Raw genomic sequence first — 24916 nt, forward strand, 5'->3', positions numbered from 1 at the left:
CTAAGTATTAGTTCTGCATCTGATAAACAACCGTAGACTGCGCCACACCAAAGTGAGCCGGCAATTTCAAATCGGGAAATGACTGATTGAGTCCGATTTTAATAATCGCCATATGGTGAATCATATGCTCAATGTTATATACTATTTCTCGCAATACACTTGTCCCCATCTTTTCCTTATCAACACCGGACAAAGGGTAAGCGATTTCCAGCTCCAATGTCTTGTCGCTTTCCAAGCTTCCGAGCCAACCGTTAAGTTCGTGGATTTTAGCCACCATCTTACCCATATCGCTTTCCAACGACTTATCATGAGCCCTTTTATCGTAGCACAAACTACCCGTTTCCGAAGAACGCATCAGGCAATCGTAAAATTCCACGATATGCCTAATGTGCTGTCCGATGGTTGATCCCGACAGGATCTCCAATTTATCCGTAAAGGCTTTCTCGCCTATTTGGTCACAAACAAAAAGTAATTGCTTAAAAAGTTCAATGGATACCGACTTTGTTTTCATGCTCTAATTTTTCTTAATTATCTCATCCCAATTACGGTCCGCCTTTTTCCGATACCCCTCAGGGTCTTTGTCCCACTTCTCTTTCGTGTTATTGAAAAACCTATTGTAAAACAAATACAGTTTCCCGTCTAAGATCTCGTATGTGCTTGGATTAATATCCACTTTTTTACCATCCTCTCCCATGGCATACGCACACCAGCCACCGTATTGCGGTACGTATTTGTGCGGATTTTGTTTAAATTCCTCCAAATTCTTACTGCTAGAGAACTTGTAAACGGCCCCTTGGTATTTGAATTTATATGATGATTTCCCCTTAACGGCTTTATTCTGAAAATAAGCGACGACATCATAACCTTTTGCCATCACACCGTCATCCAGATTTAAATCCTTCACATTCTGGGCGTGGGCACCCACTACCAAATATAACAAAATACCGATTAAAATATACCCTCTTGCCATTACATTAAAATTTAACCGTCTCATAGACTTTTTAGCTTAGTTATATTCGTCTTGATAACGAGCCAATCTCCTACACGTTCCAAATTTCCCCTTATTTCTACCGGTTTCGCTATAAAATCCAAAAAACTCTCGCCAAACTCGCCCGGATTGTCTTTTTTGATAAGGTAATATTCTTTTTCGCCAGTAGAGCTAGTAACCATCAACACGGGAGGGATCCCGCCGGAAAGACAACGGGTGGCGCAAGAGCGGTGAATTTTCCCATAACCGGGCTTCATCACCCCGAAATAACATTTGGGGTCGATAATCTCCCCTTCCAGCCTGACTTCCCCATAAATCTCTCTCTTCCGTATAGTTTGGCTCCGCACCGACTTTTTGAAAAAATCAGGTTCGTCCATCAAAAGTTGAAAAAGAGTCTTGCCGTCGTAGTAAATCAAGTTTCCGGATACACTCACCTCAAATCCGTCAACCTGGCCTTCTTCTCCCTTGATGACATCCAAGATTCGTTGCGCCCCGAACTTTCCGTAACCCAGCAACAAAACATCCTTGGACGCTCCATCCGGAAATTCCACAAGTAATGTTGGATATGGCTTCGCATATAATACCCCCCGAAGCTTGGTCACTTCCCCCAACTCAAAAGTCGCGTTATCGGATTTATTGGGCGCCAAGACAAAAACCAACCCCGAAATCAGGAAAAAAGCCAAAGCCCCAAAGACAGCCTTTTTCACCGTTCCCATCACGCCACGGGGCGGTTTGTCCATGTACCCGATATAAAACTCATCCTTCATTGTCCGAATTCTTTTCATCTGAAATCTCTGCCGGCTTCACCGCCGTGCCTTCTTTTTGGGCTTTGGCTTCCACAAACGCTTTTCCTTTGACCACCTTCACTTTGTATGTCGCCACTTTCTCCGTAAATGGCGGTGGCGAAGATCCGTTATGGGGCTCATACTGATATCCGTGCCATGGACAAGTAATGCATCCATCCACTATTTTACCTTCGCCTAATGGTCCATTTTGATGCTTGCACACATTGGAAACCGCCGAAATCTTCCCATCGTATTTATAAACCGCTACCCGTTCTCCACCTATGTTGATCACCCTTGCCCTTTTTTCGGGGATTTCCTCAACTTGCCCGGCGCAAACCCAACCCTCTTCAACTGGCTCCTGTTCTCCGTCTTTACGTTTTTCTCTTGCCCCCGCAACCAAATGCAAAACCGTAACCGTCAAGACCGACAGAATAGCCCAGACAATCAGAAAAACAGAACGCTCATTCTGAAAAGCGCCGAGAGCCACATGCATGACAGCCAGTAAAAAAGCCACGTAAACCATCATATGCAACGCTTTCCAAACCTTTGGAGACAAATTGGCCAACCAAAAATCATGACTCGTGGAAGCCATAAAGAAGAGGATTATCAAGGCAAAAAAACCTAGAACTTGGAACGGAAAGTTTATAAAGGAGACATAATCAAGGTTGGATGCGAAAACAGACAGGAAAGGATTGATATCGCCCAAAGCGTGAAAATGGACCACATTAAAAATCCCGTGAAGCGTAGCGACTAGGAACATGCTGACACCCAAATGCCTCCTGTTATACAAAATCGGAAGAAGCCTTCGGTCTAAGCGGGAAAGCGGGCCAATGCTGAGAATAAATGTCAGCATAAATAACGCTAAAGAACCTGTGGCCCGGATAATCAGGGTTTCTACGGAGCCTTGAGGGTTTGCAAGAACAAAGCCCAAAGTATACAACACCAAATACCCGAGAACAAAAAACAGAATTATCCGGTCGTATTTTTTCTTCTGCGACGACCATATTACAAAATTATAACCCAGACCCATTTTTTGCTTTTTGAAATTGAACAACTCCCAGCGTATCGCCCTTCAGCGGATCAAAAACAACCATTCCGTCATACGGCATTTCTTTTGGCACCGGAAAACGGTACACTCCCCGCTTCCCGATTTGGCCCGCCATTCGCACTGTTTTATCCTTTTCGGTCCAAAACACCGTAGCCATTGGCGACTTTATCGGAACAAGCACATTCAGCTCAAGCTGCTCCACCTGTTGTCCTCCTCTTAAATTCACCTTAATCCCCCCCGCCTGATACTCTTGCAAAATCTTGCCTTCAGGCTCCGGCGTCGCTTCCCCCACTAATTCCCCTGTCGGAAACACTGGCCTCAAAGCCCATGAGCCGATTAGGCCCAGTACCAACAGCAGAAACAACACCTTCCACATCATCAGATGCCTCTTTCTAAGCTTGTGTATCATCTCTCGAAAGTTTCACGGTAATGCCTATTCCTGATAGCTTTATTTCTTTGAAAGGACTTTCCTTAAAAGAATCGGCCATAGCCCTACGGCCCCCGGCAAAAAAATGAGCTTTACTGACCAATGGCTGTTTTTTACGCCCTCGTCCAGCGCAGAAGCTCCCGACACAAAGAAATACACGGCGAAAACCACCCCGCACAACAAGTAAATTTGCGCCAAATAAAACAACGCCGTAATTAAACTGACCGACACCATCATAGTATTTCAAGACTATGTTGACTTATTTTATCCCGATTCCAGATCCTTATCTATTGCGGATATGGATCAGACTCTTATTTTTGCTTACAAAAAAGTATCCGGACGGCTTCTTTTGGCGTTAAATCGTACTGATCCCAACTTATTCATTGCGAAAAGGACTCCGCATCAAACAAACAATAACCTTCGTATGTGCACCGTCACCCTCATTCCTATCAACAAAAACGATTTTATACTAACCTCCAACAGGGACGAACAACACAAACGTCCCAACGCCCTCTTGCCCAATATTATCGAGATTGACGGAAAATCCGTTTTGGCGCCTATTGACAGTCAAGCTTCCGGAACTTGGATTCTGACGACGGAAAACAATATAACCGCCTGCCTGCTGAATGGCGCTTTTGAAAAACACATTTCCGATCCTCCCTACGCAAGAAGCAGAGGTTTGGTAGTCAGGTCTGTGGCAGAGTTTGAACATATTGACGACTTCGCCCAAATAGTGGATCTTGAGGGCGTTGAGCCTTTCACACTAGTGTTGGCCCAAAAACTAAAAAACGGAACAAAGGCCAAAGAACTACGCTGGGACGGAAGCGACAAACACATCACCGATCTCGATCCAAACAATATTCATATCTGGTCATCGGCTACGCTTTATTCTTCGGAGATAAGATTGGAAAGGGAAAATGTCTATAAGGAAGCTTTTGAAACCCTAACGGAAAGGACACCCGAAAAAATTTTGGAATTCCACACTTATGGAATGGAGACCGAAACGAAAACGCCAATCTTCCTAAAAACGTCAACCCATCAGACTGTCAGCACAACACAAATTATAGCGCAAGGCGATTCGGCCAAAATGTATTATCAAGACTGGCTAACAGGCAATGGAAAAAGTATTGAGCTAAAAACTGCTTAACAGTCGAAAAATCGCTCACAAAAAAGCCGTCCCAAATAATTGAGACGGCTTTTTTGCTTTTCAATCGATCCAACCTAATCAGGCCGACACCTCTTTAATATTCGACAGATCCGCACCTGTAACTCCCTGATATATATCCAAATCAAAGCAACTTGCGCTTGCTATCAGAAAATCAAAAATATCCGCCTGGATCCGTTCGTACTCAACCCAATCTATCGTTTTTGAGAACGCGTAGACTTCCAAGGGCAAGCCCTCAGCGGTTGGCTGTAACTGGCGGACCATAATCGTAGCCGCTCCGCTAATCTCCGGATGCGCCTTTAAGTAACACTCCGTAAAGTGCCTAAATAATGTCAAATTTGTATTTCCTGAACTCCCGACAAGCTTTTCGGCAAAACTATGAGGCATGCTTGGCCCCAAACAAGTTTTTAACTTGGCTTCAAAATCAGCGTCCACAAAACGGACTTTACTCATATTAAAGTTAAGGGAACGCTTGATTCTGCGCACACCCGAATCTTCCATTCCCCGCCAGTTCTGAAACGAATGCGAAATAAACGCATAAGTGGGCACCATCGATATGGTTTTGTCAAAATTCTGAACCTTCACTACGTTTAACGTAATCTTCAACACCGTCCCGTCGGCTCCGAAGTCCTTCACCGTAATCCAGTCACCCACCCGAATCATATCGTTTGCGGAAATCAACAGACTGCTGACAAATCCCAGCAAAGTATCCTTAAACACCAAAATAACCACCGCCGTAAGCGCACTCAAAGTCGTGAGGATTTTGGTCACCTCCACTTTGGCCAGAATCGACACCATTACGATAGCCGCGAGCACGTACCCAACAATAGTCACCAACTGAACGTAACTGTGGACGGGCTTGTCCCGAAAATGGTCACCATCATCCAAAGCGTCGCCTACTGTAGATAAAAACCTTTGGAAAAATGTCACCAATGAGGCCACCGCAGCCACTGCGGCTACTCGCTCTATAACTTGTATCAATAACGGATAACGCCAGAAAAAATAACCCGCAAGCCACCACACAACCAACATCGGAATAAAATACGACAAGGGCTTCAGTACGTTTTTGTCGATCAGCAAGTCATCAAACTTGTTTTTCGTTTTTCTGAAAGCCCTGTCCAAACCTCTCAAAAGCACCTTGTCGGTGAGTTTGAACACCACGTAACAGATCAGAAACAACCCGATAAAGTCTAGAGAAAGGTAAAACGCCTTCTCCAACAAATCCTCCCAATTCACACCGTCAGACAATTCGGCAATCCAATGCTTCCAATCTTCCTCCAACTTGCTCTCTTTTCTGAAGGAAATTTGGGAAAGGACAAAATGTGTCATAAAAAACAAATAAAAATCCCTTAATGTATTTCTAACTCTAAGTTATCACCATCCAGTCACTTTTCATATTCAAATGATCGCTTTTCAGATTCCGCTAACCGATTTACCGCCGGATATAACTACAGTTGTCCATTTTTTATAAAACATGGAGAACCTTCCGCACAAGTCTTGCGTACTAAGCAAATGTGCCTCAAATTGCACCTTCGTACTTAAACTTCAACACACGATCATGAAAACGCTAAAAGGGATTGCGTCTACATTCACGGCATTTTTGGCCGTTATGCTTTTTTTCTCGGCGCAAGGGGTTGCGCAAACCACCGTGCCGGATATCAAGCTTCTTTCCACTGACGGAGAAACAGAATACGAACTGCACAAAGTAATGAAAGAGCATAAGCTTGTTCTTATCGACTTTTGGGCTTCGTGGTGCGGACCTTGCCGTCATGAGAACCCTTACGTAGTCAAGACTTACGACGAGTTCAAGGATAAAGGATTCACAGTCTTTAGCGTATCACTCGATTCACGCGCCGACCGTTGGAAAAAAGCCATCGAGAAGGACAAGCTGGCTTGGAAATACCATGTATCGGATCTTAAAGGATGGGATAGCGCTCCCGCCGCCGAGTACGGCGTAAGGTCAATCCCCTCAAACTTCCTTATAAACAGCAAAGGAGAAGTACTCGGCTATAACCTCAGAGGAAACAACCTTTCGGTAGCCGTAAAGAAAGCGCTTGCGGAAGTAAAGAAATAATCGGCTTCAAAATAACAGCTAAAAAGGCTCCATTCTTCCGAATGGGGCCTTTTTTGGGTTAAAAACGAACCACACCTCCACAAATCCCCTACCACCGTACACAAAGGTCTAGCATGTTGCGAACATGTCGCTAATTTGAGCAAGCAGAAAGCTAAAACTATCTCTCATTTGATTATATTCGCCCAACGAAACCATGTAAGGGGTAAAACCCATTTCCTTGAATTCTCAATGAGCGAACCTATCAAACACGAGTGCGGCATCGCCATGATCCGCCTTCGCAAACCGTTGCAGTATTACTGCGACAAGTACGGCACACCCGCCTACGGGGTAGGAAAATTGTACCTCCTGATGGAAAAGCAACACAACCGTGGCCAAGACGGTGCGGGGGTCGCTAACATCAAGATCGGCATGGACCCGGGCAGTCGCTACATCAGCCGCTACCGAAGCGTGGACCAGCAGCCTATTCAATCCATTTTTAAAAATATTTCGAGTAAATACAACGATGCCAAAAGCATTGCGCCGGACAAATACACCGATGCGCAATGGATGAAAGACAACTGCGCTTTCTCCGGGGAACTTTGGCTCGGTCACTTACGCTATGGCACACACGGACGCAACAGCCTTGAAAACTGCCACCCGATGTTGCGCCAAAACAATTGGAGAAGCAGGAACCTTGTGGTGGCCGGCAACTTCAACATGACTAACGTTGAGGAGCTTTTCAACAAACTTGTGGAGCTGGGCCAGCACCCAAAAGAGAAAATCGACACGGTAACCGTAATGGAAAAAATCGGTCATTTCCTCGATGACGAAAACCAACGCATCTTTGACAAGTACAGAGGCGAACTCACCAATCAGGAGATCACCCAAAAGATCGAAGATGAGCTGGACATGCAGACCGTATTGACACGTGCTTGCAAAGACTTCGATGGCGGTTACACTATGGCCGGTATGACTGGTTTTGGTGCGTCATTCGTAGCCAGAGATCCGGCCGGAATCCGTCCCGCATACTATTATGCCGATGACGAGGTAGTGGTTGTGGCTTCCGAAAAGCCCGCCATAAAAACGGCTTTCGGCATCAATTATGACGAGATTCAGGAAATTCCTCCGGCAAACGCTCTGATCATCGAGAAGAACGGAAGTTACCGCCTCGCTCCGTATATTGATGAATTGCCACAAAAAAGTTGCAGTTTCGAGCGTATCTATTTCTCTAGAGGCTCCGACACTGACATTTACAACGAGCGCAAGCAACTGGGCAAAAACCTGATCCCGAATATTCTCGACGAAGTCAATCACGACCTCAAAAACACCGTATTCTCTTATATTCCAAATACGGCCGAGAACTCTTTTCTCGGAATGCTCGAAGGGCTGAACGAATATATGGCGGCCAAGCGTCTCGACGCTTTGGACAAAGGCGTTAACGGCTCCGAACTTCGCGGTCTTCTGGCACTGCAACCCAGAGTGGAGAAACTTGTAATCAAAGACGCGAAGCTCCGCACCTTCATCGCCGACGACGAGCACCGCAACGAGCTGGTGTCACACGTCTACGACACCACTTACGAGGTAATAAACAAAGACACCGACACTGTAGTCGTGATCGACGATTCCATTGTACGAGGAACGACTCTGGAACGGTCGATTCTGACTATGCTTGACCGCCTTGAGCCCAAGAAAGTCATTATCGTTTCTTCGGCTCCGCAAATCAGATTCCCGGATTGCTACGGCATTGACATGTCAAAAATGAGGGAATTTGTAGCCTTCAGGGCCGCGCTCGCCCTTATCAAGGAACGAGGCATGGACGATTTGCTAAAGTCGGTATACGAAGACTGCAAAAGGGCCGTGGAATGCAACGAACCGATCAATCACGTTAAGCGCATTTACGAGCCGTTCACTTATCAGGAAGTATCGGACAAGATCGCGGAAATTGTCACTCCTGAAGTTATAGGCGCCGAAGTCCGAGTAATCTATCAAACGGTGGAAGGGCTACACGAAGCATGTCCAGACCACACCGGCGATTGGTACTTCACCGGCGACTTCCCTACTCCGGGCGGTATCCAGGTTGTGAACAAATCTTTCGTCAACTTCTACGAAGGGAACGATCACTTGAGAGCCTACTAAGCCCAAAAGTTTTCGGAACAAAAAAGTCCCCGAAGGAAAATTCCTCCGGGGACTTTTTCTATTAAATCCAAAGTTGGTCAGAAGCTAACTCCAACTCCGCCCATCACCATAAGGCCACGGGTCGGATATCTGTAATAATATGCGTTATCCTTGGACAGCAGGTTATCTAACAGCACAAACGCTGAGATTTTTTTATTCACCTGATAAGTTCCCTTTACGTCCAAATCAAGAATAGCGTCAAGATCTATCGCTTCCCCTTTTTCGTCCAATGCTTTGATTCCCGTAAGAGCTTCGAATTTGGTGTTAAACCCGATCTTCTCCGTGATTTTATAATCGAATCCTCCACGGAAAATCAAAGTCGGTCTGTGCCAAGCTTCTTTCAACTGATCCGAAACGCTATATCCATTGTATTCTAGACCGGCAGTCAAACGGAATTTTTCCTGAAAGTCGTAATACAAATCGGCAAAGAACTTTGTCACGTCAGTTTCATCATCATAAATAATAATGAACTGCGCAGGATCACGAACATAGTCATTCACAAAGAATGGCATATTAGTATAACGGGCGTAGCTGAACCCGCCTGTAATTCCCAACGATCCCAACAAAGCGTAATCACCTTCCAAAAACAACTCATAATCCTTCGCCGTATTGAAGATAGCGATAGTGTCAGCCAAGAACGGGTTCTCCTCCACAAAGCTTTGGTAGCTGTTGTAATCGACTCCGCCACGGATACCGGCACTGATTTTACCCGCTCCGTCAAACTCGTAAGTGGCCTTCAGCAAAGGAGCGATAACAGCGCTCGCTAAATTCTCGACAGTATCGCTCTGGTAGTTAATCGAAACTCCGGCTTCAATCAAAAACACGTTCGGCCTAAACTTTATTGTAGGACGCACCGAAACGTAAGACCTTGATTCTTTCTCCACCGGTTTGTCTAGGCTAGAGATAATCACATCTCCATCCAAGCCCAAAGCCCAGTCTCCGCCTAAATCGAACTCGCTTTCGCCTCCGATTGTCCAGCCGATTTCGGAAATACCGGACTTTCCTTTCATATAATAGAAATCCGTTCCGAGATCTAGTTGCATCAGGTCACGATCCACATTGCGGAAGCCTATGTTAGCCCCGAAGGTGTTCCAGTTTTGGGCGATATCCGAAGCGTCCGGAGTAGGATCGATATCGCTGTCATAACCGTAGAAATGAACGCCGCGCCTGTTGTAAAAAAGGTTCCCAGACAACACGGCTCTTTTGCCGATAAACTCACCGCCCAGATCGATAGCGGTCTCGCTTGCGCCCGAATTTTTGCTGTCAACCGGTCCGTTCAGCGACGAAGCGTGCGCAGCCCGGACATTCCAGTTCATGTCACGGCTTTTCGGGTTGGCCAAATAAAGTTCCAGATAAGGACTTACGTATGAACCAAAACCAGCCTTCACGTAATTCGGAGTATAAGAAGGGCGCTTTTCCTTTTTCATTTTCAACACCCGAATCGTAGGGCTAAACAAGGGCAAACCCAAGTCGTAATCCTTGATATCGAACTGTTGTGCCTGATGTTCGCGATCCAATTGCGGTTGGGGAGGAATCTTCTCATAACGGCGGTCCGCTTCCCCCACCCTGTTTTTCCGCTCTTTGATAATCTCAAACTGAGCGTCCTGCAGGCTCCCGGGCTTCTTGCCCTCCTCTTTTTTCTCCTGTGCCATGGCCGTAGCACCAGACAACAGGAAAAGGCTTAGGACTATAGAATATTTCATAACCAATTTCTCTTTTGAAAAAAATCAAACGGTTTTCCCGGAATCAAAACTGTTGCTTTTCATCCTCGCTCCCCTCTTCAGATCCGACATCAACAGAATCGGACTCGTTAGTCTCCACTTCCGCCGGAGCGTCAAGAGAATCCACCATCAACACTTGGGTGGTGTCACGCTTCTGGATTTGCTCCCGCGTTTTCTTCTCCGTTTGGGCCAATCGATCCTTGGCCTCTTCCACCACAGATTCCACCGGCGAGCCTTCGATAATCGATTCCAAAGTGGCTTTGGCCTGGAAAAGTTCGTCTTGGGCGATATAGTTATCGGCGATAAGCAAGAAGGCCTTGCTCAACCAATATTCGTACACGCCGAAGTTCTTGTTCAGGTCGATCAGCGTTTCGGTAGACTGCTCGTATTTGCCCTGCTCATGGAAGATCTTACCCAAAAGGTACTGGGCCTCGGCGCCGTTCACGTCTTTGGCAGTGTTGAGCGTATTCAGGAATTGGTCTATCGCCTCGTTGTATTCCTTCTTGCCGTAAGCAGCTTTACCCAGATAAAGGTTGGCCGAGTTCGTGGCGTTGGTTGAAACGTTGGCTTTCTCCAAAACCTGATTGGCGAAGAAGCGGGTCGAATCGAATTTGGCCAAAGAATAATAAGACTTCATCAACGCCGACCAGGCGTCATACTGGTCACGTTTCGTACGGGCCAAAGACGAAAGCAAACTCGCCGAATTAACCGCTTCGCGATGGTTCGATCTCAAGGTTTCGATATCGATAATCTTCTTAAGCGAACGGTTTACGTACATATTGTTGCCATCGGCCACCACATCGTCAAACCACTTGCGGGCGTTGTCGTCTTGCTTGTCACGGTAGTAGCATTCGGCCAAAAAGTACTTGGCGTCAACTTTATAAGCGCTTTCGGGATAATCGATCAAATAAGCCGTCAAACGGGTGATGCCTTGCGTATATTTCTGTGAGAAATACAGGTTACGCGCCGTTTCGAATTCCACCAACTGAAGATCTTCGCTCTCCGGGTTGGCTTTCTTGTACATGGCGATGTACTTGTCAAGCTCGTCCTGTTTTTCCAAGAATTTCAAAGCTCCCTGCAAGCCCAACAAAGCGTCGTTCGCCACGCTGGCTTTCGGGAATTCCTCGATAATCCGCTCGTAATCGTCAGCGGCTTCGCGATATTTTTTCAAATTGTAATAGTTCCTGGCTCTAAGCTCAATCGCCAAAGGCAAAACAGGGCTGTGTGGCGAAGACTTAATCAAGGTGTTGATATCCTCGATCGACTGATGGTAATCTCCGCTTTCGTTATCAAACGCCGCCATTTGGTAGATGGCGTCCTCACGCAGCTTTGAACGAGGTTCCATACTTACCACTTTGGCCAAATGAGCCCGCGAAGTCTGGAAATTTCCGCGAACGCCCTCGATCATTCCTTTTTGGAAATAAGCGTAATCCACATCGGGATTATTTTGGCTTACGGCCAAATCGTAATAGTTCAGGGCGCTTTGGTAAGTCTTGTCCACATAGTAGCAATCGGCCAAACGCATAAGAGCGTCACCGTAGAAAAGCTTGTTCGGGCGACTTTCCAACTCGGTAACGTAATTTTTGAAATACGGCAAAGCCAAGCTGTACTGCTTCGTATTAAAATAAGCGTAGCCCAATCCGTACATAGCGTTGAGGCGGACATTGTCACGATCCTCGGCCATACGAAGCGATGTGGTGTAGAACGGAATCGATTCCGCAAACGCCTTGCGCAACGAATGCGCCTCGGCGATCCAGTAATTGGTCTTCACCACGATGTCTTTGTCGTAAGGATATTGCAACGATTTCTCGAAGACCGGAATAGCTTTTTCTACCGCATCTTGGTTGAACAACTCCACGCCGCGCTTAAAGGTGATAATCTGCAAAGTCTCACGAACTTTAGGCGATTTGTACGGCAAGCCCTCAAGGTGCTTAATGGCGTTTTCGTAATTGTTGCCGTTCAGATAAGCGTCGCTGATCAACTCATTGGCTTCGGTCACGTATTTGTGCGAAGGATACTTCTTCACGAAATTGTTAAGCGAACGGATAGCTTGATCAAAGCGTTCCAGATCGTAGTTCAACTTACCGTAGTTGAAATCACTTTCCGAAGCGATATCTTCATTGAAATCCGCCTTGCGCGCCTTATCGAAGGCCGTCAGAGCGTAGTTTTTATTATCCGTTTTCAGATAAAGGCTACCCAAATAGTACGAGGCGTAATAAGCCAAAGAATCCTTGGCCAACGCGGCTTTCTTAAACGAGGAAATCGCGTCTTCGGAAGCGCCCGAACGGTATGCCGAATAACCCGCGCGATAGTAAATATCGGCCGGAGCCTTTTTGCGGACTTTCAGATACTTTCCGTAATACTTTCCGGCTTCGCCATAATCTTTGGCCCGGAAATAGGCCTCGGCCACCAAAAGCGTAAGTTCGGATCTGTTACCTACCTTTCCCTTACCGTCCACTATTGGCTTGGCGTAAGTCAGCAAGCTCTTGTCATCGCCCTGCTTATAATAAATATTGGCGATCAGGTACGGAACCACGTTTTTGTAAGCGTCGTCGGCACCGGCTACTTTCAGGTCTTTTACCGCCTTGTCATAATCACCGGCCTCATACTCGATATAACCGGCATAGTACGAAGCGGCCCCTTTTCTTTCGCTTTCGATTCCTTTGATGGAATTGAACAGCGGCAAAGCCTTCTGGAACATGCGAAGGTTGAAATACGAATAGGCTTTTTTGAACGTATAATCGGCTCGGGTCTCGCGGTCAAGCGACGATCCGTTTACCTTTTCGAAATACAACACCGCGCTTTTGAACTTGCCCGTGCTGTAATGATGGTTCGCCAACTCGTAAAATGCTTTGGCCGACAAAGGCGACTCCGGGTGGCGCTCCACAAAATCGCGGACGCGAGCCTCGCCGTCGCTATTGCCCAAATACATTGCGCTCATGGCGCCGTAGTAACGGGAATTCACCCGCAACAACTCGTTTGCCCCGCTCTCGGCGTAGCGGTCGAAACGCTCCCTGGCTGCCGAATACTTGCCCTTGGCGTATAGCTCCATGGCCGACTCGTACACCTGGGCGGACTTCTCCTCATAGACTTTCGTCTGGGCCATCAGGCCCAGCGGCGCCCAGAGCGTCACACCCAACAAAAAAATCCGGAATGCTTGTCTTATCATACGACTACGTTTATTGGCTTACTCGATGGTACTCGTTAAAAAACTCAATGCAAAACCTTGAACACCAGCTCGCGCAGGATCTGGCCTTGCGTTATGCTTGGGGCGTCCACGCCTTTTGAGGCCAAGTCGGCCTCTTTGAGATATCTGATACAGGCCACCACCTTGCGCAAATCATAATTGCGCGCGGCCATCCTGTACTCTTTTAATATAAACGGCGGAACTCCCAAAGTCCGGCTAAGGTGCCCGTCCGATTTGTCAGAAGCATGGTGCAACAACAACAACTTCGCAAAATAATTATACAGCAAACTGATCAGCGGAATAATCGGATGGTCTTTGGGGTTGGCCTCGAAGAAGTTTACGATTCGGTTGGCCTTCATCACGTCCCGAAAAGCGATCGCTTTCTGAAGTTCGAAAGGATTGTACTCCTTGCTAATGCCGACAAACTTGCGGATCATCTCTTCGTCAAGGCGAACTCCCTTTTCCTTAAAATTCAAAAAGATCTTGTCCACCTCGTTGCTCAGCCTCTCCAAGTCCGTTCCGATATAGTCGGCCAACATCTGCGCCGCCATATCGTCTATCACACCGCCCTTGGATTTGACCATATTCTTGATCCATTGCGGAAGCTGGCTGTCGTACATTTTTTTGGTAGACAACACTACTCCCACTTTGTCAAAAGCCTTATAAAGCTTGGTGTTCTTCGCCAAGTTTTTGCGCTTGTGGCAAAACACCAGAATAGTGGTAGGTACCGGATTTTCAAGATAAGAAAGCAACAGCTTTTGCGAGGCTTCCTGCTTCCAGTCCAGCAAGTCTTGGGCTTCCTTCACCACAACCACTTGCCGTTCGGCCATCATCGGGAATCTCCGCGCCGCGGACACCACCTTCTTGAGGTCTGAATCCTTTCCGTAAAACACCGTTTGGTTAAATCCCCTCTGCTCTTCCGGCAAAGCGTTGCGCTCCACAAACGCCCCCACCTGATCGATAAAGAAAGTTTCCTCGCCCTGCAACAGGTAAACCGGCGCATACCTGCCCGCCCTCATGTCTTTGATGATGCTTTCCGCCGTAACCGACATAAAAATCCGCTCGCTCTATAGTGAAAACTCAAAACGGGAAAACTCCCGCACACAAATATATAATTCCCCCACTACAAGAGAAAGCAGGCCCAAGAAAAGCTAGGTTTTAATAACAACTAAGTCACACATAAGCTGTCATTTTTGAGTACACTACAAAAAACACAACTATACATCTACAAATAATAAACGAACACTATAAAGCTGTTTCATCAAAATTCACAATACCAACAATAATAATATTACAAAACAATTACGGATAGCACCTAATTAAAAGCACAACATATGCGATTATCAATAATATAACTAAAACACATACACATTATCAAATTACCATAATCTCAAAATTTGGCTGTAATAGTTTTTTTAATATATTTATATAACCATCAATTATAAATATTATCCTTTCAAACTCAATGGATTTCTCTCGAGAATACACTCACAACCCTATAACGAACAATCACACACCAAACAAGTATGAAAACACGGATAGGAATCGTAAACAAGATCTCCCTCGCCGTCATTATTCCTTCTATCATACTGCTTAGCGCTACAGCGTGGCTAGTATCGAGGGAATTAAAGGAGAAGGGCGGAGAGATATCAAGACAGCTTGCGGTAAAATCCGCAGAAACTATCGCAGCCAAAATACACGCGGGTCTAGAAAGCGAAATGCAAACCGCAAGAACTCTCGCTTCCCAGCTCGGCGACTTAGACTCACTCACTCACTCTGAATTAGAGCGGTTTCAACTCAAGGCATTTTCCGGCTTCCTAACCAATTCGGACTTTGCCCAATCCATCTGGATAGATCGGCTGCCTGTTCCGGAAACAAAGGACGAACAAACCAAACGAGAACTCCACACTTACGCTAAAAACGGGAACGGGACAACAGCTTTTCAAAAAAGGAACCCAGCCCAAACCAGCAGGGCTCATAGAACCGCCTTTCTAGATATATCGAAAGGAGGGAAAGAAAAATTACTCCCTCCCTTAAAGGTTAAAAATTCTTACCCAAACGCGTCTGCTTGCGTTCCTATCCTTAATGAGTTTGGGCAATTTAAAGGAATGTTGAAGTACGTTTTCAGTCTCGCTTCGATATCCCAGATCGTTAAAGCAAACTCAACCGAAGATTATGAGGTGCTCCTCACCAACAGCGACGGAAAAACCCTTTTTGCTTCAAACAAAAACACCGATAAATCAAACCTACTCGGCCAATACGAAGGCCGTAATGCGGAACTCCGAAAAGTCATGGATTCCGGCCATGGCGCCTTTACATTCGAGCCAGAAGACCAAGACCGCATTATCTGCCTAACTCCCGTAAAACTTGGCAAATCGGACGAGTATTGGATGCTTGGCGTCACGTATTCTCTAAAACGCCATTGGGAAGCGGCCTCAGAGGTTTTTCTCAGCATTTTCTTATTTCTGACAGCAGGTTACTTGGGCTTGTCGCTTATCGCCAGGATTGCCGTCACAAAGGTAGCTAAACCACTACAGATCCTAACGGAACACCTTAAACGAATGGCCAAAGGCGAAATCAAAAGCTTCAAAAACGACAGTAACAAGAAAGACCAAGACGAAATTTACGACATTGGACGGTCACTCAACAAGGTGATCAAAGGACTAAAGAAAAAACAGGCTTTCGCCGCCGAAATCGGCAAAGGCAACCTCCACGAAAACCTCAAGCTGGAATCTGACGGGGATGTGTTGGGCCAAGAGCTTATCCGGATGCGTGACAACCTGCTAATCAGCAAGTTAAAAGAAGATGACGAAAAATGGATTTCGGACGGTCTGGCCATGTTTGCCAACCTCCTGAAAGACAATGACGCCGACACAAACGGCTTCAGCGTAACGATAATATCGGCTCTGGTAAGACGCCTGAAAGCAAACCAAGGATCGATCTTTTTAATCCGCAACGAAGGAGATGACGAATACCTTGAACTAGAAGGCACTTACGCTTACGACCATGAACGTGTAAGGGAAAACAGAATTGAAGTAGGCGACACATTGATAGGTCAATGCGCACTGGAAAAAGACCCTATTTTCCTCACCGACATTCCAGATGGCTACACAAGCATTACTTCAGGTTTGGGCGAAGCCACTCCGTCGTGTATCTGTATTTACCCCCTTATGGCTCATGACGAAGTGTACGGGGTAATCGAAATCGCCTCGTTTACCGTTTTTGGTGAAAAAGAAAAATCGTTCCTGACCAAAGTCTCCGATTCCCTCGCTCTCGCTTTCCGAAAAATCCAAACAAGCGAAGACACGCTAACGCTCCTCAGGCAATCGCAACAACAAGCCGAAGAACTAAAAACCCAAGAAGAGGAAATGCGTCAAAGCATGGAGGAATTGGCCGTCACCCAAGAACATATGGAAAGGGCTCAGTGGGAACTAAGGCTACAGCGTCAAAATCTGCAAGGGATCGTGGACAGCCTAAAGGTCAACATTCTCGCTTTCGACCAAAACTTCAAGATTTTGACTATCAACAAAGCTCTTAAGAGCCGTTACGTCGGCACTGTATACGATGTTATGGACGTTGGCGTATGCATACTTGACCTTTTGGACGAAAAAGACAAAGCCGACTGGATGCCCCGTTACAAGGCGGCATTGGCAGGCAAAGAGACAGAGCTTCTGCTAGAACTCCAATCCAAAGGATTGACATCTTTCCGATATTACAACGTCTCTCCGATATTTGATGATCAAAACGAAGTAATCGGGGCAGCTGTACTCTCCAATGATGTCACAGACAACAAAGAATATTACTGTCAGCGTCTTGAGCCGATTTTCTACAATATGGATACCGCTACAGTAGCCAGCAACGATCAGTAAAGAATAAGATAAAGCCGAGATGTCTAATTCCGAACGAAAAAGACTCTCGGCTTTAATAAACCCAAAAAATACCAGAGCAAAACCACGCTCCAGATTTAACCTATAGAATACTTCTCTTATTCAGCGACGTCACAAACCCTTTCGCCAATTGGAGTAACCTTGCGCTGGTCCGGACCTACATATTCGCTAAGCGGGCGAATCAACTTATTGGCGCTAGCCTGCTCCATTACATGAGCTGACCAGCCCGTAATCCGGCTCATTACAAAAATCGGTGTAAACATCTCGATCTCGAAGCCCATCATATAATACGCGGGCCCCGCAGGAAAATCGAGGTTCGGGTGAATGCCCTTCTCGGCGATCATCGTCTCCTCCAAAGCATCCGAGATCTCCACCCATTTTCTGTTGTTCGTAGCGTCGGCCACTTTATGCATATAAGAACGCATAGTCGGCACACGTGAATCGCCATTGCGGTACACCCTGTGACCAAAGCCCATAATCTTGCGCTTAGAGGCCAAAGCGTCCAAGAGCCATCCTTTGGCTTTCGCCTTCTCGCCCACTTCCTTCAGCATATGCATCACCTGCTCGTTAGCGCCTCCATGCAACGGTCCTTTCAAGGCCCCGATAGCGCCCACAATTGAGCTATAGATATCGGAAGTGGTAGAAGTGATCACACGTCCCGTGAAAGTGGAAGCGTTGAAGCTATGCTCGGCATAAAGGATCATCGAAGCGTCAAAAGCCTTTACGACTTCCTCTGACGGCACCTCGCCGAAACACATATGGAAAAAGTTCGCGCTAAAGCCCAAGTCTTCCGCTGGCGCAATATACTCTTGTCCGGACACATGGCGATAATACGCGGCCACAGCCGAAGGAATAGCTGCCAGCATACGGAGGAACTTATCGTCGTTGGTTTCAGGCGAGCTGTCCCAAGTTCTGTCGTCTTCCATGCCCAATACGCTTACCGCCGTACGAACGGCGTCCATCGGGTGGGCGCCTTTCGGCAAAAGCTGGATTACGGCCAACAGGTTATCCGACAGGTTTCTGTAAGATTTCTCTTTTGCTGTAAATTCCGCTAGCTGTTCGGCGGTCGGCAGGCTACCTTTGGTCAGGAGGTAAGCCACTTCTTCGAAAGCACAGTGCTCGCAAAGGTCCTGTACCGCATAACCTCTATATATAAGTGAATTTGTAGCCGGATTCACTTTGGAAATTCTGGTATCGTCGGCGATTACGCCAGCGAGGCCTTTGGGAGCTCTAATCGTGTCGCTCATGTCAATGTCAGTTTTGTGGTTTGGTTTGATTGTTTGCAAAACTCCGGACCTCTCCCCCTTACCGCCGATCCGTACGCGCTGTAAAAAAGGATCGCCAGCTTATGACAACACATCGGTTGCGGGCGAAAGTAGTCCGAGATATTTTTTAGTAGACTATATAGCGTCGGAAACCGGAACTGTCCGGCAAAGCGAAACCCGACACCATGAGCCACTCATTAATTCTTTTCAAAAGTCAGGCGAGAGAATATCGCCCATTAACATGCATTCCAATAAAGCCTCCCCGCTTCCCGGTAAGGGAAACGGGGCGCTTGCAATTCTGAAACAGAAAGAAAAAGTAAAGAGGCCAAGGCCAAGATTTGTCAACGCCCCCTTTACGTTTTTCAAGGGAGTCTTATGACATTATTTTAGTACAAAGAAGAGCGTAAAGAGTCTGTTCGAGTATGGTTTACGAAACCTACAGTTCAATAAATTGCCTCCTCGCACCACTCTTTCAACGAGTAAACTAATTTCCCAGATGTACTTAGGGAGCTAAGGAAGCCTATGAATTCCGCTCCGGGAAAATCAGATCAATTCTTTACAAAGTAAAATTGTAAAGCGATTGGTCGTACTCATTATAGTTCTCATAATCAAGAACTTCATACAGTCTCTTACGGGTCTGCATATTATCCAGCAGGCTTTCCTGCGTCCCTTCCTTACGGATGGTCGAAAGTCCGTCTTCCACGGCTTTCATGGCCAAACGCTGGGTAGTTACCGGATAGATAACCAAGTTATACCCAAGATTTTCCAACTCAGTAGTAGTAAACAACCTGGACTTGCCGAACTCGGTCATATTGGCCAACAAAGGCACGTCCAAAGCCTCGCGGAACGCCTCAAACTCCCGCTCGTCTTTCATCGCCTCCGGAAAGATCATATCCGCTCCGGCGTCAACATAAGCCTTCGCCCTGTCGATAGCCTTGTCCAAACCTTCCACCCCGCGGGCGTCGGTACGGGCTATAAGCAGGAAATTCTCGTCAGTCTTGGCATCGGATGCGGCTCGTACTTTTTGGCACATCACGTCCCGATCCACAAGCTGTTTGTTATCCAAGTGACCGCAACGCTTAGGGTTTATCTGGTCTTCCAGGTGACAACCCGCTATGCCCAAATACTCCAACTCCTTGATAGTACGCGCAACGCTCATTGTCTCACCAAAACCCGTATCGGCATCCATAATGGCGGGCAACGAAGTGACACGCGCAATCTGCGAAGCTCTCTGCCCCACTTCCGTAAGCGTAGTCATACCGATATCGGGCAAGCCCAAATCGTTTGACATTACGGCACCGGAAACGTACACGCCCTCAAAGCCTTGCTGTTCGATCACCATGGCCACCATTGGGCTGTATGCGCCCGGAAATTGCAACAGCTTCCCGCTATTAAGCGCCTGCCGTAAGTTCTTTCTCTTTTCCTGTGGAGATACCGGACTGATTATCATCGAAAATACCTTTACGTTCGTTTGACTTCAAGTAAGCTGGGGCCACCTTAACGTTGAGTTGTTTTACCTCGTCGGCGGTGAGTTCCGGAAGGCGCTCAACCAAGTTGATAAAGCGATCGCGCTCCTCTTTGGTGATGATTCCTTCGGTTAGGGTGTCGAACTTCTGAATATAGTTTTCCCTTACGAACGGACGGGCACCGGCCGGGTGGGCATTCGCGCGCTCAAGCTCATCGGCGATTACGAAACCGTCTTTCAACGTGATGATTACGCGTCCGCCAAAGGCTTTCTTGTCAGGATCTTTGTCGTGGTAAAGCTCGGTCCACTTCGGTTTTTCCACCGTTGAGATCTTCTTCCACAAATCAACAGTCTCCGCACGCTGGGCACGCTCCGGAGTGTAGCTCTTCTCATGATGCCAGAACCCATCTTCAAGAGCAACGGCAAATATATACATGATCGAATGATCAAGAGTCTCGCGAGTAGCGTACGGATCGAACTTCTGCGGGTCGTTAGAGCCCGTTCCGATCACGTAATGCGTATGGTGGCTAGTCTCGATCAAAATAGACTCGATCTGGCTGAAATCCTTCACTTGCTCGCGCATACGGAAAGCCAAGTCGATCAAAGCCTGCGACTGGTACTCAGCAGAGTGCTCCTTGGTATAAGTCTCCAAGATGGCGCGCTTCTCCTCGCCTTGTTCAGGCAACGGCACGGTATACTCTGCCTCCGGACCACTAAGAATCCAAGCGATAACGGAATCCTCTCCCTCGTATATAGGCGACGGGCTCTTCTCTCCCCTCATCGCGCGGTCGACCGCCTCGATGGCCAGTTTGGCGCCATGACCAGGCACATACGCTTTCCAGCTAGAAATCTCGCCCTTACGCGACTGACGCGTACTGATAGACACATGCAAAGCCTGCTGAATAGCCTGATAAACCGTCTCGGTATCAAGTCCTAACAACGTAGCGACCCCGATAGCCTGAGCCGGGCAAAGGTGCCCAACGTGGTCAATCTTATGCTCGTGCAAGCAAATACCTTTCACCAAATCAACGTGTGCTTCGTAAGCCGCCACAATGCCTTTCAAAAGAGCTTTTCCGTCACGGTTAGTTTGTTGGGCCACAGCCAATACCGGCGGAATATTGTCGCCCGGATGCGAATAGTCGGCTGCCAAGAAAGTATCGTGGTAGTCCAACTCCCTCACCGCCACGCAGTTTGCCCAAGCGGCCCACTCGGCATGCACAGGCTTGTCGGTATCATGACCGAAAACCGTAGCGCCACCCGGCTTGGCATGCGCCAAGGCTTGGGCCCGAGCGTTTACGATCGGAGTACGGTTAAGTGAGGCTACCGCCACCGAAGCGTTGTCGATGATCCGGTTGATGACCATATCCACCACTTCGTCACTGATTTCAACATCATCCGTGGCCATTCTGGCCAGCTTCCAAGCCAACTGCTCCTCCTTTGCCAAATTGGCTTTGGACGGATACGTCTTTACAATATGTTTCTTCATCGTAAAAAAGGTATATGTACACTAATTAAGTGTTTCCTACTAAACGCAACGGGCCTTCCTTCGAAGGCAAAAATGGATTCCGGAATTACCCGAATCTTATTCGGACGAAACCCGGACAAATACAGACAAACGATTGTTTCAATTATGAAACGCTTGTTTGAATTAAAAGACTAACGGATAAAAAAGCAAATTCTGGAGTTTTCCTTTAATTGGGAAAACACAACCGAATTAAGGTAAAATAATACAATCAAATCCAAACAAACAGACATAAGCTAATTGCCTCTCCGAAACCTAATTAGCATTAAAAAAGTCGAATGGGTAATCCATTCGGGTAAAATTGACAGATCCAACATTTCTACCCCACCTTACAGTTTTGTATTTGAAACGCACCAGTCCGTATTTTTTTACCGTCGAATTTTTGAAGAACAAAAAGTGAATTTATAGGAGAAAATGAAAAAAAATCAGCTAAACAAGGTCAATCCGAAAATAGTCACGCTTTAATGCTTAAACCAAGCAGCCCCAAAAACTATCTACTTTTTGAAGGCAACAACACCTTATTTAAAGCATTTGTACCTTTTCATAGAATCACATATGTTTGTACGCAAACAGATCAACGTATATGAAAAGAATATTGATTTTTTGCTTTCTTTTTTTGCTCGTAGCCACTTTTTCGCATGCTCAAAACCGGCATGAGAAAATGAAAGCCCAAGCGACAAAGGAAGCCCAAACCCTCCGGCAACGCTTAATCCAGGAAAAAGGCTATACATACCCGGAAGACACTCTGTCAGTAAACTACAAAGTGGATATGTTTATCGTCGAAAAAACACTCGAGAATCACATTGATGCGGACCTCTCCACGGCCAATTCAATAAATGCCGTTTACGCTTATGAAAAGGACCTCGACAGCTTGCTGAACAAGTACTACCGACTTCTGTACAAACGCTTAAAACCTGAAGACAAACAAACGCTAAAGAATGCGCAACGCAATTGGATTAAGTTCCGAGACTCTGAACGAGCCCTTGTCGCCACAATGTCACATGAACGATATACGGGCGGAGGCACAATACAAGGACAAATCAAAGCAATGAACTTCGCCCAAATCACCAAACGAAGAGTGGAACAACTGTATGGCCACCTTTCCAGAATTACGTTCTGACATTTATTTAGACTAAAGGCTCCGCTACTCCGGAGCCTCTCTTTTGGGCTATTAACCTTCTTATTATTTTTCCAAAATCTGTTTCAGGTTTTTAAGCCCCGTATCTAGATCGTCCGCAATCATTTTTTCGAAATCCATAAAAAGGAACATCAGATTCATCGGGTAATCCATATGCCCGTGGAAACCCCACTTTACCGTAGTCCCTCCCTCTTGGTGATCTTCCGTAATCATATACGCAGGCTCGGTAGCCTCAAAAGGTTTCAGAAACCGAAGCTCAAAATCAATCCGTTTGCCCGCTATAAGCTTTTTGATCTCCTGCTCGCCATGTCCCACTTCCTCATTGTCACTTTCCCACGCCGACACAAAGCCCTCAGTACCATCCACACCCTTATATGTCTTTTTCATATCGGGATCCATTTTCGCCCATTTACTGTAATTGTCTTGGTTCTTCAGGAATTTGATGTAATCAAACACCTCAGTCCGCGGACGGTTGATCACAATCGACCGCTCCACGTCATAACTCTTTTGAACGAAAATGGCGATGATAAACGGCAAAGCCAATATCACTCCCAAAGCGATAAGAATCTTTTTTAGAACTTTCATTTTAGTGTTGTTAAAATTTGTGGATCTGGAGTTTATGAAAAATAGAGAAATACAATCAGACTCAAAAAAAACTAAATTCCTATTTCTATTTTTTCTATTTACGGATCTTACTTCCCTCCTTATTTTCGCCCTCCAACCACTAAGCGAACAGGCACAACACCATAATGACTTATCTTAGTTTTACTTTCTTCAAGAACGCAGAAAATAACGGAATTTAACCTGCCACCAAGAACCAAACACCTTTTACGACTCCCACTCCTACAGATGTAAAAAACCAAGCGTACAACGGCAAAAAAGCGTAAAAAGGGTAGCCCATATCCCTATAAATATTGGGTTGTAAGTTAAAGCACAAAGCTACCTTCTCGGATAACCACCACAAAAAAAACAGCATTGCCAAAGCAAAAGTCAAAACGCCAAGCTCCATAAAGAAATATCCCCATGAAACGGAATTCGGAATAGCGCAAAGCAAACCCACAACTACCCAGCCCATGTAAATATTTGAGCTGTAAAAAAGGAACTTGACATCATGGAACTTCGTAATGAGAAGAATCAAAACCATGATTAGAATAAACACCGCTCCTTGCCCGACCGGATCGGTTAGTTTACTGAGAAATTCAAAAAAGTTCATTATAGTATATGTTAAAAGTCCGGGTTGTTCAAACAGCTTATATTGTCTGTATATATTGAATCGCTCAAGGTAATATAACTATTCTCAAATATGATCACGTAAGCAAAATACAAAAAACAGTACTCCTACGAAATTCCCGCACCAAAATACTTGAACACAAAAAACAAACCCAGCCCAACTCCGAAAATTCGAAGTCAGGCCGGGCATTATTGTCTTTTCCAGAAAAGGCTTTAATCCTTATTTTTTATGCCTTCCCTCCAATACTTCCACCACTTCGTCAAGACTGATCTCTTTCGCCTCAAGCAGAACCAAATAATGGTAAAGCAAATCGGCCGCCTCATTACGGAAAAGTTCGTAGTCGTTGTCTTTGGCTTCGATAACTATTTCCACGGCTTCCTCTCCTACTTTCTGGGCCACTTTATTGATGCCTTTCTTGAATAACGAGGCCGTATAGGATTCATCGTTCGGGTTTTCCTTACGGTCTTTAATCACCGCCCTCAGGTGGTCGATAAACAGCGTACGGCTATCGTTCTTTTCCTTGAAGCAAGTGTCGGCACCCGTGTGGCATGTCGGGCCCATCGGCTCGGCTTTTACCAAGAGGGCGTCTTGGTCGCAATCCACCAAGATGTCTTTTACCTTCAGGTAATTTTCAGATGTTTCCCCTTTGGTCCAAAGACGGTTTTTGGTCCGGCTAAAGAACGTCACCAAACCTTTTTCCTTTGTTACGGCCAAAGCCTCCTCATTCATATATCCGAGCATCAGCACTTTGCCCGTGGCGTAATCCTGTATAATTGCGGGTACGAGTCCGTCCCCTTTTGAAAAATCGAGAGTCATTTTTTCGGTATTAGGTAATTGGTATGAGGTATTAGGTAGTTAG

At 46.3% G+C, this 24916-nt stretch carries 20 protein-coding genes; 5 read left to right on the forward strand and 15 right to left on the reverse strand.

Features of this window, described 5'->3' with window-relative positions:
• Nucleotides 1–7: 7 nt before the first annotated feature.
• Genes AABK39_RS10975 through AABK39_RS10995 form a run of 5 tightly spaced genes read right to left on the reverse strand, consistent with a single transcriptional unit; the run spans nt 8 to nt 3230 of the window.
• A complete protein-coding gene (locus AABK39_RS10975; protein ID WP_338391395.1) occupies nt 8–511 on the reverse strand; it encodes a DinB family protein in 504 nt (167 codons plus the stop codon).
• 3 nt (nt 512–514) lie between these two features.
• On the reverse strand, nt 515–994 hold the full coding sequence (locus AABK39_RS10980) for a YHS domain-containing (seleno)protein (protein WP_338391396.1): 480 nt from the start codon (nt 992–994) through the stop codon (nt 515–517).
• A complete protein-coding gene (locus tag AABK39_RS10985; RefSeq protein ID WP_338391397.1) occupies nt 991–1773 on the reverse strand; it encodes a hypothetical protein in 783 nt (260 codons plus the stop codon). The genes AABK39_RS10980 and AABK39_RS10985 overlap by 4 nt, the downstream gene beginning before the upstream one ends.
• The gene (locus AABK39_RS10990; RefSeq protein WP_338391398.1) at nt 1745–2803 is read right to left on the reverse strand and encodes a Rieske 2Fe-2S domain-containing protein; all 1059 of its coding nucleotides are present in this window, start codon (nt 2801–2803) and stop codon (nt 1745–1747) included. The genes AABK39_RS10985 and AABK39_RS10990 overlap by 29 nt, the downstream gene beginning before the upstream one ends.
• A complete protein-coding gene (locus tag AABK39_RS10995; protein ID WP_338391399.1) occupies nt 2787–3230 on the reverse strand; it encodes a hypothetical protein in 444 nt (147 codons plus the stop codon). Before AABK39_RS10995 ends, AABK39_RS10990 begins: the two co-directional genes overlap by 17 nt.
• 442 nt (nt 3231–3672) lie before the next feature.
• On the opposite strand from AABK39_RS10995, the gene AABK39_RS11000 reads away from it, so the two are divergent.
• Nucleotides 3673–4395 carry an NRDE family protein gene (locus AABK39_RS11000; protein WP_338391400.1) on the forward strand — a complete coding sequence of 241 codons (723 nt, stop codon included), beginning with the start codon at nt 3673–3675 and terminating at the stop codon, nt 4393–4395.
• A 78-nt stretch (nt 4396–4473) separates the two neighbouring features.
• Here AABK39_RS11000 and AABK39_RS11005 read toward each other — a convergent pair whose 3' ends face one another.
• Nucleotides 4474–5742, reverse strand: coding sequence for a mechanosensitive ion channel family protein (locus AABK39_RS11005; protein ID WP_338391401.1), 1269 nt, complete (start codon nt 5740–5742; stop codon nt 4474–4476).
• A 229-nt stretch (nt 5743–5971) separates the two neighbouring features.
• Here AABK39_RS11005 and AABK39_RS11010 point away from each other — a divergent pair, with 229 nt between their 5' ends.
• Together AABK39_RS11010 and AABK39_RS11015 are read left to right on the forward strand one after the other, a co-directional pair.
• Nucleotides 5972–6487: a peroxiredoxin family protein gene (locus tag AABK39_RS11010; RefSeq protein ID WP_338391402.1), complete on the forward strand. Its 516-nt coding sequence runs from the start codon at nt 5972–5974 to the stop codon at nt 6485–6487.
• Nucleotides 6488–6715: 228 nt separating this feature from the next.
• Complete coding sequence (locus tag AABK39_RS11015) at nt 6716–8602, forward strand: amidophosphoribosyltransferase (protein WP_338394683.1); 1887 nt, start codon at nt 6716–6718, stop codon at nt 8600–8602.
• A 77-nt stretch (nt 8603–8679) separates the two neighbouring features.
• Here AABK39_RS11015 and AABK39_RS11020 read toward each other — a convergent pair whose 3' ends face one another.
• Genes AABK39_RS11020 through holA form a run of 3 tightly spaced genes read right to left on the reverse strand, consistent with a single transcriptional unit; the run spans nt 8680 to nt 14601 of the window.
• A complete protein-coding gene (locus AABK39_RS11020) occupies nt 8680–10344 on the reverse strand; it encodes a TonB-dependent receptor (RefSeq protein ID WP_338391403.1) in 1665 nt (554 codons plus the stop codon).
• Between the two features lie 43 nt (nt 10345–10387).
• Nucleotides 10388–13531 (reverse strand): tetratricopeptide repeat protein, encoded by a 3144-nt coding sequence (locus AABK39_RS11025; protein ID WP_338391404.1) that lies wholly within the window; start codon nt 13529–13531, stop codon nt 10388–10390.
• Between the two features lie 44 nt (nt 13532–13575).
• Nucleotides 13576–14601: a DNA polymerase III subunit delta gene (holA, locus tag AABK39_RS11030; RefSeq protein ID WP_338391405.1), complete on the reverse strand. Its 1026-nt coding sequence runs from the start codon at nt 14599–14601 to the stop codon at nt 13576–13578.
• A gap of 474 nt (nt 14602–15075) precedes the next feature.
• Here holA and AABK39_RS11035 point away from each other — a divergent pair, with 474 nt between their 5' ends.
• Nucleotides 15076–17418 carry a GAF domain-containing protein gene (locus AABK39_RS11035; protein WP_338391406.1) on the forward strand — a complete coding sequence of 781 codons (2343 nt, stop codon included), beginning with the start codon at nt 15076–15078 and terminating at the stop codon, nt 17416–17418.
• A gap of 116 nt (nt 17419–17534) precedes the next feature.
• On the opposite strand, the gene AABK39_RS11040 is transcribed toward AABK39_RS11035, so the two are convergent.
• The 3 genes from AABK39_RS11040 to AABK39_RS11050 form a co-directional block, all read right to left on the reverse strand.
• Complete coding sequence (locus AABK39_RS11040) at nt 17535–18683, reverse strand: bifunctional 2-methylcitrate synthase/citrate synthase (RefSeq protein WP_338391407.1); 1149 nt, start codon at nt 18681–18683, stop codon at nt 17535–17537.
• A 574-nt stretch (nt 18684–19257) separates the two neighbouring features.
• Entirely contained in the window at nt 19258–20151 is an 894-nt protein-coding gene (gene prpB / locus AABK39_RS11045) for a methylisocitrate lyase (RefSeq protein ID WP_338391408.1), read from the reverse strand.
• Complete coding sequence (locus AABK39_RS11050) at nt 20093–21652, reverse strand: MmgE/PrpD family protein (protein ID WP_338391409.1); 1560 nt, start codon at nt 21650–21652, stop codon at nt 20093–20095. Before AABK39_RS11050 ends, prpB begins: the two co-directional genes overlap by 59 nt.
• A gap of 619 nt (nt 21653–22271) precedes the next feature.
• Here AABK39_RS11050 and AABK39_RS11055 point away from each other — a divergent pair.
• A complete protein-coding gene (locus AABK39_RS11055) occupies nt 22272–22808 on the forward strand; it encodes a lysozyme inhibitor LprI family protein (protein WP_338391410.1) in 537 nt (178 codons plus the stop codon).
• Between the two features lie 63 nt (nt 22809–22871).
• Here the strand turns inward: AABK39_RS11055 and AABK39_RS11060 are convergent, their stop codons facing one another.
• The 3 genes from AABK39_RS11060 to hisIE form a co-directional block, all read right to left on the reverse strand.
• Complete coding sequence (locus AABK39_RS11060; RefSeq protein WP_338391411.1) at nt 22872–23411, reverse strand: SRPBCC family protein; 540 nt, start codon at nt 23409–23411, stop codon at nt 22872–22874.
• 214 nt (nt 23412–23625) lie between these two features.
• On the reverse strand, nt 23626–24039 hold the full coding sequence (locus AABK39_RS11065) for a hypothetical protein (RefSeq protein WP_338391412.1): 414 nt from the start codon (nt 24037–24039) through the stop codon (nt 23626–23628).
• A 237-nt stretch (nt 24040–24276) separates the two neighbouring features.
• Nucleotides 24277–24873, reverse strand: coding sequence for a bifunctional phosphoribosyl-AMP cyclohydrolase/phosphoribosyl-ATP diphosphatase HisIE (gene hisIE / locus AABK39_RS11070; RefSeq protein ID WP_338391413.1), 597 nt, complete (start codon nt 24871–24873; stop codon nt 24277–24279).
• Nucleotides 24874–24916: the final 43 nt, after the last annotated feature.

Source organism: Fulvitalea axinellae (assembly GCF_036492835.1).
GTDB lineage: Bacteria > Bacteroidota > Bacteroidia > Cytophagales > Cyclobacteriaceae > Fulvitalea > Fulvitalea axinellae.

Excerpts from the sequence above, each read along its gene's own strand:
- AABK39_RS11060 (WP_338391411.1), bottom strand. The coding sequence starts at position 23,411 with ATGAAAGTTCTAAAAAAGATTCTTATCGCTTTGGGAGTGATATTGGCT.
- AABK39_RS11055 (WP_338391410.1), top strand. The coding sequence starts at position 22,272 with ATGAAAAGAATATTGATTTTTTGCTTTCTTTTTTTGCTCGTAGCCACT.
- AABK39_RS10975 (WP_338391395.1), bottom strand. The coding sequence starts at position 511 with ATGAAAACAAAGTCGGTATCCATTGAACTTTTTAAGCAATTACTTTTT.
- AABK39_RS11040 (WP_338391407.1), bottom strand. The coding sequence starts at position 18,683 with ATGAGCGACACGATTAGAGCTCCCAAAGGCCTCGCTGGCGTAATCGCC.
- prpB (WP_338391408.1), bottom strand. The coding sequence starts at position 20,151 with ATGATAATCAGTCCGGTATCTCCACAGGAAAAGAGAAAGAACTTACGG.
- AABK39_RS11020 (WP_338391403.1), bottom strand. The coding sequence starts at position 10,344 with ATGAAATATTCTATAGTCCTAAGCCTTTTCCTGTTGTCTGGTGCTACG.
- AABK39_RS10990 (WP_338391398.1), bottom strand. The coding sequence starts at position 2,803 with ATGGGTCTGGGTTATAATTTTGTAATATGGTCGTCGCAGAAGAAAAAA.
- AABK39_RS10985 (WP_338391397.1), bottom strand. The coding sequence starts at position 1,773 with ATGAAAAGAATTCGGACAATGAAGGATGAGTTTTATATCGGGTACATG.
- holA (WP_338391405.1), bottom strand. The coding sequence starts at position 14,601 with ATGTCGGTTACGGCGGAAAGCATCATCAAAGACATGAGGGCGGGCAGG.
- AABK39_RS11000 (WP_338391400.1), top strand. The coding sequence starts at position 3,673 with ATGTGCACCGTCACCCTCATTCCTATCAACAAAAACGATTTTATACTA.
- AABK39_RS11010 (WP_338391402.1), top strand. The coding sequence starts at position 5,972 with ATGAAAACGCTAAAAGGGATTGCGTCTACATTCACGGCATTTTTGGCC.
- AABK39_RS11015 (WP_338394683.1), top strand. The coding sequence starts at position 6,716 with ATGAGCGAACCTATCAAACACGAGTGCGGCATCGCCATGATCCGCCTT.
- AABK39_RS11035 (WP_338391406.1), top strand. The coding sequence starts at position 15,076 with ATGAAAACACGGATAGGAATCGTAAACAAGATCTCCCTCGCCGTCATT.
- AABK39_RS10980 (WP_338391396.1), bottom strand. The coding sequence starts at position 994 with ATGAGACGGTTAAATTTTAATGTAATGGCAAGAGGGTATATTTTAATC.
- AABK39_RS11065 (WP_338391412.1), bottom strand. The coding sequence starts at position 24,039 with ATGAACTTTTTTGAATTTCTCAGTAAACTAACCGATCCGGTCGGGCAA.
- AABK39_RS10995 (WP_338391399.1), bottom strand. The coding sequence starts at position 3,230 with ATGATACACAAGCTTAGAAAGAGGCATCTGATGATGTGGAAGGTGTTG.
- AABK39_RS11050 (WP_338391409.1), bottom strand. The coding sequence starts at position 21,652 with ATGAAGAAACATATTGTAAAGACGTATCCGTCCAAAGCCAATTTGGCA.
- AABK39_RS11005 (WP_338391401.1), bottom strand. The coding sequence starts at position 5,742 with ATGACACATTTTGTCCTTTCCCAAATTTCCTTCAGAAAAGAGAGCAAG.
- AABK39_RS11025 (WP_338391404.1), bottom strand. The coding sequence starts at position 13,531 with ATGATAAGACAAGCATTCCGGATTTTTTTGTTGGGTGTGACGCTCTGG.
- hisIE (WP_338391413.1), bottom strand. The coding sequence starts at position 24,873 with ATGACTCTCGATTTTTCAAAAGGGGACGGACTCGTACCCGCAATTATA.